The 8398-nt window shown below is 59.2% G+C and carries 6 protein-coding genes and 1 tRNA gene; 6 read left to right on the plus strand and 1 reads right to left on the minus strand.

Annotation, left to right across the window (positions count from 1 at the left end; all coding sequences use genetic code 11):
* Positions 1-407: 407 nt before the first annotated feature.
* The 4 genes from FJ398_23270 (at position 408) to FJ398_23285 (ending at position 6716) form a co-directional block, all read left to right on the plus strand.
* The gene (locus tag FJ398_23270) at positions 408-629 is read left to right on the plus strand and encodes a hypothetical protein (protein MBM3840823.1); all 222 of its coding nucleotides are present in this window, start codon (positions 408-410) and stop codon (positions 627-629) included.
* A gap of 196 nt (positions 630-825) precedes the next feature.
* Positions 826-4401 (plus strand): DUF1553 domain-containing protein, encoded by a 3576-nt coding sequence (locus FJ398_23275; protein MBM3840824.1) that lies wholly within the window; start codon positions 826-828, stop codon positions 4399-4401.
* A gap of 29 nt (positions 4402-4430) precedes the next feature.
* A complete protein-coding gene (locus FJ398_23280; protein ID MBM3840825.1) occupies positions 4431-5882 on the plus strand; it encodes a DUF1501 domain-containing protein in 1452 nt (483 codons plus the stop codon).
* Positions 5883-6290: 408 nt separating this feature from the next.
* Entirely contained in the window at positions 6291-6716 is a 426-nt protein-coding gene (locus FJ398_23285; protein MBM3840826.1) for a hypothetical protein, read from the plus strand.
* 140 nt (positions 6717-6856) lie between these two features.
* Here the strand turns inward: FJ398_23285 and FJ398_23290 are convergent.
* Positions 6857-6946 (minus strand) — tRNA-Ser (locus FJ398_23290).
* A 188-nt stretch (positions 6947-7134) separates the two neighbouring features.
* On the opposite strand from FJ398_23290, the gene FJ398_23295 reads away from it, so the two are divergent.
* Both FJ398_23295 and FJ398_23300 read left to right on the plus strand, forming a co-directional pair.
* A complete protein-coding gene (locus tag FJ398_23295; protein MBM3840827.1) occupies positions 7135-7392 on the plus strand; it encodes a hypothetical protein in 258 nt (85 codons plus the stop codon).
* The gene (locus FJ398_23300) at positions 7389-8084 is read left to right on the plus strand and encodes a GNAT family N-acetyltransferase (GenBank protein ID MBM3840828.1); all 696 of its coding nucleotides are present in this window, start codon (positions 7389-7391) and stop codon (positions 8082-8084) included. The genes FJ398_23295 and FJ398_23300 overlap by 4 nt, the downstream gene beginning before the upstream one ends.
* Positions 8085-8398: the final 314 nt, after the last annotated feature.

Genomic DNA, 8398 nt, shown 5'->3' on the forward strand with positions numbered 1-8398 from the left:
TTTTTCGCCAGACTTCGTTGCTTGCTCCTTACAGATCCACTTCGGGATATGCTCGTCGCTCGCGCCTCGTCTGGCCGAAAAATCCCTTGCCGCGAACGTGAGCGTATTTATGAAATGGACCACTTAGGAAGTTTCAGGCACACGGTGCCCAGGGTCATTCACCGAACAGCTAACCCAAACCCCACCTTTGCCTATGCCCGTCTTCTTTCGATGCAAAAACTGCGGACAGGAACACGTCAGCCCCCTGTATTTCCCGGATGAACGCTCGTTCACGGCGGATCACCTCGGCACGATGACCCTCCCGTGCCCGGTCACCTGCAAGACCGGGCCGTACGATAAGCGCAATATGTACTGGGTCCGAAACGAAAAAAAACTGGCGGCTTCAGTGCGGTAAGAAGGACCGCCAGATGATTCTATCTGTCGTGAAGGGGAAGGCGAGCAAGAAGGAGTTTCGCCGCCAATTCCGGCGCTCGCTCCGTCGCTGCGTCAACAACGGGATTTCCGTCGAGGAATGCTTCGGCATCGTCTGGGAAGAAATGGTGGAGGAAACTGACCTCCCCGAATCGGAACATCCGAAGCTTTATGGGGAGCTGCTCGCCTGGGCCAGGCAGTTCAGAGGTAAAGGTTGACGCGGCGCGGCGAGCGAAGCCGTCGAAGCGTTGGAGTGTTAGAGCGTTTCCATGGGTCAAATCGTTTCCGCTTTCTTCACCCTGTAACGCTTCAACGCTATTATAACGCTCTAACGCCTTCAACGCGCCCAAGGGAGATTCCCGTTTGCCCTCTGCCGTGCGTTTGCTTAGATTAGCAGTGTTACGCCGCAATATCATGAGCCCGACGCGACTGTTTTTGACCGCCACGTTGTTTTTCTGTCCGTGTGCCTGGTTCTCAGAGCAATTATTTGCCGCACCGGCGAAAGTCGATTTCAACCGCGACATCCGCGCCATTCTCTCCGATCATTGCTACGCCTGCCACGGTCCGGATGAAAAGGCGCGCAAAGCCGGACTGCGGCTCGACCTCAAACGATTTGCTTTCACTCCCGCCAAATCCGGTGCGATCGCGGTGGTTCCTGGCGACTTGAACAAGAGCGAGTTGGTCCGCCGCATCACCACGGATAACGAGGACGACCTGATGCCTCCGGCGAAGAAAGGCGGAAAGCCGCTTTCGCCAAAGCAAATCGATCTGCTCAAGCAATGGGTCGCGGAAGGCGCAGATTGGCAAGAGCATTGGGCTTATGTGAAGCCTCGTCGAATCGACCCGCCCGAAACCAAAAGCAAGACCTGGCCGAGGAACGAGATTGATCGTTTCGTCCTGGATCGGCTGGAGCAAGCAGGCCTGGAGCCGTCCCGCGAAGCTCCGAAGGAAAAGCTGCTCCGCCGGGCCATTCTCGATCTGACAGGCCTTCCGCCAACCGTTGAGGAGATCGACGCCTTTTTGGCTGATGAAACTCCCGAAGCTTACGAGAAGGTTGTGGATCGCTTGCTCAAATCCAAAGCCCACGGCGAACGTCAGGCCATGTTCTGGCTGGACCTGGCGCGATACGGCGAGACCCAGGGATATCATCACGACAACCATCGCGACATGTGGCATTGGCGGGATTGGGTGATCAAAGCCTTCAATGACAACATGCGCTTTGACCAGTTCACCATCGAACAGTTGGCCGGCGACCTCTTGCCCAAACCGACTCGCGAGCAGCTCATCGCCACCGGGTTTCACCGGAATGAAATGACCACCTCCGAAGGCGGCGCGCTGCCGGAGGAATACTCGGTCAAATACGTCGTGGGCCGCGTCGATACCACGGCCCGCGTCTGGATGGGAACCTCAATGGCCTGCGCCGAATGCCATGATCACAAATACGATCCGATCACCCAGAAGGATTACTATCAGTTCTTCGCGTTCTTCAACTCTGTCCCAGAGGGCGGACTCGATGCCCAATTGAATCCCGTGCCGAGAGTGGAACTGAAATCCACCGAGCACGAGCAGCGGCTCGCCCAGTTCAACGCAGAAATCGCCGCGCTCGAACTCGCCCATCGAAAAATCGTCGCGGAGACCAATGCGACCTGGGCCGCGGGTCAGGAACAATGGGCGAAGCGCCATCGAGAAAAGAACATCGATAACTGGGGGCCACTCCTGGCTACCGAGTTGGCCTCCCAGAACGGCGCGAAACTGTGCGCCTCGGCGGATAACTCCGTCTCGGTCACGGGCGCCACACCGGATCAAGACACCTACCAACTCCGCCTGTTCACACCCGCCAACGCGATTTCCGGCGTTCGACTGGAAGCATTGCCGGCAGCGGAGTCGGCGCATGGGAAAGCCGGTCGCAGCGAAAACGGCGAGTTCATTCTGACGCGCGTCGAAATGACCGCTCGCAGCGCGAACCCGGAAAGAGCCAAGAGCAATTTCCAGAAGGTTGAGATGGCTCCGTGGAAGCGGTTGGGCCCCTTCGCAGCGTCATCAAAGAAGGAAGCCTTCGACAAAGACTTTGGCCCGGAACACGGCGTGGATTTGAAGGCAACTTACCAGGAAGGCCACGTAAAATGGGAGAACGCGAGCGACTTGAAAGACGGGGAAGTCACTGCGCTGCCGGGCACGGAGTCCGCGTTTTATTTTTTCCGGACCGTGCACGCTCCGGAAGCACAGCGCGTCGAGTTGCGCCTGGGCAGCGGTGGCAGCGTGAAAGTGTGGTTGAACGGAAGATTGGTTCACAACCGAGACTCGAACCGAACTGCCGCCGCAGATCAGGATAAGATCCAGGCGCGCCTGGCGCCCGGAGAAAACAAACTGCTCGTCAAGGTGGCGAACGCGAGTGAGAAGGGCGGATTCTATTTCCGCCTCGGATCCGAACCTGTGCTGGTACACGCGGTCACGATTGCGGCCGCGGCCGCCGACGCGAGTCGCGGCGGTTACCCGATCAACGGCGTGCTCGACGAACTCATCGAGACCGGATGGTCCATTGACGCCGGCAACGACGACGCCAAAGAGCCGCATTACGCCTGGTTCCGCTTCGCCGACCCTGTGGGTTTCAGCGAGGGCACGGAATTGGAGGTGCGGCTGATTTTCGACGCGCCTGTGCCGCGCAAGTCCCTGGCGCGTTTTCGCCTGGCCATGACCGCCTCGGATGATTTGCCGGCGTTTTTTGCGCTTCCGGAAAACCTCCGCGCCTTGCTGCTCGCCGATACGGCGCGGCGAACTCTCGCGCAGAATCTGGAATTGCAGCGCTATTACCGGGAACAGTCTGTCCCCGAAGCGCGAGACCTGGTCAAAGTGCTGAACGAACGGCGCGGCGAACGGCAGAAATTTCAAGAGTCCATCCCCGTCGCAATGGTCATGCAAGAAATGGAAAAGCCGCGCGCCACGCATTTGCTCATTCGCGGCGAGTACAACCGTCCGGGCGAAGTGGTGGCGACCGGGGTGCCCGAAGCGATTCTCCGCTGGGACGACAAACTGCCCAAGAACCGGCTGGGTTTGGCGAAATGGCTGTTGCACGCGGAGCACCCGCTGACCAGCCGCGTGGTCGTGAATCAATTCTGGCAGCAACATTTTGGCGCTGGCCTCGTGAAGACTTCCGAAGATTTCGGCGCGCAGGGTGAACGGCCAAGCCATCCTGAACTCTTGGATTGGCTGGCGACCGAGTTCGTGCGGTCGGGTTGGGACATGAAACACATGCATCGGCTCATCGTGACTTCGGCCGCGTATCGACAGGACGCCGCAACTTCGCCAGCCCATCAGCAAAAGGATCCGGGCAATCGTTGGCTCGCGCACTTTCCCCGCCAGCGGCTCGAAGCCGAAGCCATTCGCGACCTGGCGATGTCTGTGAGCGGTCTCTTGCATCCGCAAATCGGCGGACCGAGCGTCTTTCCGTTTCAGCCGCCGGGGCTTTGGGAGCAAGTGGCCTTCGAAGGCACGCGGACCTGGGAGCAGAACTTGAGCAAAGGAACCAACAACTATCGGCGCGGCCTGTATGTCTATTGGCGGCGTTCGATTCCCTACGCGTCATTCGTCACTTTCGATGCCCCAAGCCGCGAGACCTGCACTGTCCGGCGGCCGCGCACGAACACGCCCTTGCAAGCGCTGGCCGTGATGAATGATCCGGTGTATGTCGAAGCCGCGCGGAGTTTCGGCCTGCGAATCATGCAACAAGGCGGCGCGAGCGTCGCGGACCGTGTGAGGTATGCCTTTCGAGTTTGCCTGGGCCGAAGTCCGACGGCGGCAGAACTGGATCGAATTACAAAAGCGTTCGATGCCGAGCTCGATCACTTCCTCAAGCATCGCGCGGACGCAAACCAGCTTGTCCACGTTGGCGCCACACCGCCCCCGGCGAACGTCGATGTGATCGAACTCGCCGCGTGGACCTTGATTGGCCAGGTGCTCTTGAATCTGGATGAAACGATCACGAAAGGATGACCTTTAACCGTTTGAAATAGATCAAGCTTATGATCCTCGAATCGGAATTCAGAAAAACAATGGCGCGCCGGGCGTTTCTCAAGACGACCGGCCTGAGTCTCGGCTCCGTGGCCTTGGCGTCGCTCCTCAACGACAGATTGCTCGCGGCCAGCACGCCGGCAGCAGCACTCAAGTCCCTTGGCGCGGTGAATCCTCTGCATTTTGCCCCGCACGCCAAACGCGTGATTTACCTCTTCATGTCCGGAGCGCCGTCACAAATCGACCTCTACGATCCGAAGCCCAAGCTCCGCGAACTGACCGGGCAACTGCTGCCCGAATCGGTGCGCATGGGCCAGCGCATCACGGGCATGACCAGCGGACAGAAGTATCTGCTCTGTGTGGGATCGCCGTTCGAGTTCAAGCGCCAGGGCAAATGCGGCATGGAAATCAGCGAATTGTTGCCGCACATCGGCAGCGTGGCAGATGAAATCGCCTTGCTGCGCGCCGTCCACACCGATCCGATCAATCACGACCCGGCCGTGACTTATCTCTTCTCGGGCCACCAGCAGCCGGGTCGCCCCGCGCTGGGCGCGTGGGTTTCATACGGCCTGGGCAGCGAAAACAGCAGCTTGCCAGCCTTCGTGGTGATGATCTCGGGCCGCGGCGGCCAATCGCTTCAGACGCGCTACTGGGGCAATGGATTTTTGCCGAGCAACCACCAGGGCGTGCAATTCCGCGGGCAGGGGGATCCCGTGCTGTTCATTTCCGATCCGCCTGGACTGAGCCACGAAACGCGGCGCCGAATGCTGGACCATGTCCAGGCCCTCAACCGCCTCCAGCTCGAACAATTGAACGACCCGGAAATCGCGACCCGCATCGACGCCTACGAAATGGCATTCCGCATGCAGACCAGCGTTCCGGAGTTGATGGATATTTCCAGGGAACCGAAGGAAATTCTCGACCTCTACGGCGCGGAGCCGGGCAAACCGTCGTTTGCCAACAACTGCCTCCTCGCCCGGCGGCTCTCAGAGCGCGGTGTGCGCTTCGTGAAACTTTTGCACCGCGACTGGGATCATCACGGCGGGTTGCCGCAAGGGATCCGGCAGCAGGCCTTGCAGACGGACAAAGCCTCCGCCGCGCTCCTCAAGGACTTGAAGCAGCGCGGGCTTCTGGATGAGACGCTCGTGGTCTGGGGCGGCGAATTCGGGCGCACGGCTTACAGCCAGGGGAACATCTCCAAAGAAAGTTTTGGCCGCGACCATCACCCTCGCTGTTATAGCTTGTGGATGGCCGGGGGCGGAATCAAAGGCGGCACGGTCTTTGGCAAGACGGACGATTTCTCGTACAACATCCTCCGCGACGGCGTTCACATCAACGATCTTCACGCGACCATTCTCCATTGCCTCGGCATCGACCACGAGCGCCTGACGTATCGGTTTCAGGGACGCGACTTCCGGTTAACGGACGTGGCGGGCAAGGTTGTGAAGGATATCCTCGTCTGAAGCGGAATCCCGGGTGTGCCTGGCGGAGGATCGCTTTTCCGAAGAGAGTTCGCGCTTTGAACCCTGGGACGGACTCTCCCGTGCGACTCCCCAGCCTCCTCGGATCTTCTCCCTCGCTTCCCTGGAAGGGAGGAAAGGGGAGAGAGGAAAGGGCCGGGGAGAGGAGCGCCGTCTTATTGGGGATTACCCCTTTCCTCAATCCTCCCCCCACTCGTCCCGCGCGGGGAGAGGAAGAAGGAAGAAGATTCACGAGCGTGAAGGCTCCTTCATTCATCAGCAGGGGGCGGACGGGATGGCGAGGGTGTAACCTTTTCCGATTCCCTTGCGTCGTGATGGCTTTAGGCTGGCTCGAACTGTTTCCGGGCCAGGTTCACACACAGTCAACCACCACTCGATACATCAAAGCATATGCAAAGACGGCTGAATTCTCTTCTCACCGCGGCGATCATTTCCGTCGCCACCTTCGCCCTGACCTCGACCGCCAAAGCCGCCGACGTTAACGGCACGTGGAAATGGAGTCAGCAAGGCCGCCAAGGCAGCGATCCGGTCCAGATCACCCTGAAACTGAAGGCTGAAGGCGAAAAAGTGACCGGCAGCCTTTCTCGTCCTGGCCGCGACGGAGGCGCCGCCCGCGAGACCGAAATCAAGGATGGAAAACTGAAAGGTGACGAGCTTACGTTCGTCGTAACGCAGGAGCGAGGCGGCAACACGTTTACAACGAAATACAACGGCAAAATCAGCGGCGACTCGATCAAGGGGAAAATCGAACTCCCGGGCCGTGATGGCAACTCCCGTCAGATCGACTGGGAAGCCAAGCGAGAAGCCAAGAAGTAACTTACAGACCTAATTCCGTTGGCGGTTTAATACCTGCCGACGCACCAAATCCAACGGGCTAACCTTCGCGCAGTCGCGTGTCTGGAATCAGGCACAGAGAAAAGTGAAGGTGCCCGTTGATTCATTTTCCGGGAGGACAATGGCGGAAGGGGGGGGATTCGAACCCCCGGTAGGATTGCTCCTACGCCTGATTTCGAGTCAGGTGCCTTAAACCACTCAGCCACCCTTCCAACATGTGGATTGCATTGGCCTTACGCTGTTTTTTCGGTCGGCCGATTCGCGTTTTATACTTTTGCATGAAAGCGAGCAAAACAGAGCAAGACTCGCAGCAGTGGCAAAAAACGCCGGTTGCAAACCTCGTTCGCAACGCGGATTCCGGCGGTTACTATGCCAGAGTTCGAGTTGCGGGCAAGTTGATTTGAAAATCCCTCAACGCGAGACGACGGACAGAATGAGCGTTGCGCAGCTTCGTCTGGGTGATTTTCTGAAACGGGAACGGCATCGCGCTGAAGCGGTTCAGGCGACGGCTCCGGGCAAGATGACTTTCGAGCAAGCCCTGAAGACGTACGAGCAACGCATCCAAACCATGAAATCGATCCTCACTCTAGGCACGTTGATTGCCAGCCTCTCGCTCGCCGGAGCCCAGGGAAAGCTCCCGCAACGCTCAATGTCATGATTCCGTCCGTGCAAACTCGCGAGATTCCGGACGGCGTGATCGCGCGCCTCGTCACCAATGCGCGTGGCCAGGGTCACGGCGTGGTGGAGACGCTGGTTCGCGCGTTCACAAGCGACCCGGTCGCGGTCCACTTGTTCCCGGACCCGGCAGTCCGCGTGAGAGGCATGGCTCATGTTTTCATGCTGGCGCTGCGGTCCGCGTGGAAGTCTGGTTGTGTCGATGTCATTCAGCCAAACGACGCTGCCGCCATCTGGTTGAGGCCGGGGCACGACAAGGCGCGCTGCGTGCAGTTGATTGGCAACGGCGCCCTGGCTGCTCCGTTTCTCGTCGGCTGGGGAGCCACGCGGCGAATGCTGCGCTACGAAAAGTTCGTCGAACAGCGCCGTGCGCGTCTCATGGGCAGGCAGCCGTATTGGTATCTGTTCGCCATCGGCGTACTCCCGAATCGCTGTGGCGCCGGGCTTGGTTCCGCGCTGCTCGAAGCCGGTAGACGACGTGCCAGCGAAGACCGCTTCCCCTGCTACCTGGAAACGTCCAACGAACACAACCTTGCCTTCTATCAAAAAAGAGGATTCAGCATCATCGACCGTCAAACACTGCCGGACACCCAACTCACCGTGTGGAGCCTGATGCTGGATCACTCCGCAGTCCGAGAAACAAAACGGCCATGCCGCGTTGCATCCAATCCTTGAGCCGCGTCAGTTGGCTCATGGCCGGACTGACGATGCTTTTCACCCCAGGTCTCGTCATGGATTCGCGCGCGATCGATGGCGCTCCGGGGTGGCTGAAGCCGGCGAAGTTCGCCGTGTCCCTCAGCATCTATGGCTTCACTGTTGCGTGGAGTAGACTCCGACCAAGCACGCTCCGGCGGAATCAGAACGCGAGAATGAACGTTTGGGCCAACAACCGGACCCTTTTTCAACATGAACGATATGCCTTCACGCTTGCGACCCCATAGAGAGGCCGTCATGGAGTGTTCCCTGTTCCTCTTCCTGGCCTGGATGAT

The sequence above is a fragment of the Verrucomicrobiota bacterium genome, from assembly GCA_016871535.1.
Classification (GTDB): Bacteria; Verrucomicrobiota; Verrucomicrobiia; order Limisphaerales; family SIBE01; genus VHCZ01.

Coding starts and splice junctions, on each gene's coding strand:
- FJ398_23270 (MBM3840823.1), top strand. CDS start 408: ATGATTCTATCTGTCGTGAAGGGGAAGGCGAGCAAGAAGGAGTTTCGC.
- FJ398_23275 (MBM3840824.1), top strand. CDS start 826: ATGAGCCCGACGCGACTGTTTTTGACCGCCACGTTGTTTTTCTGTCCG.
- FJ398_23280 (MBM3840825.1), top strand. CDS start 4,431: ATGATCCTCGAATCGGAATTCAGAAAAACAATGGCGCGCCGGGCGTTT.
- FJ398_23285 (MBM3840826.1), top strand. CDS start 6,291: ATGCAAAGACGGCTGAATTCTCTTCTCACCGCGGCGATCATTTCCGTC.
- FJ398_23300 (MBM3840828.1), top strand. CDS start 7,389: ATGATTCCGTCCGTGCAAACTCGCGAGATTCCGGACGGCGTGATCGCG.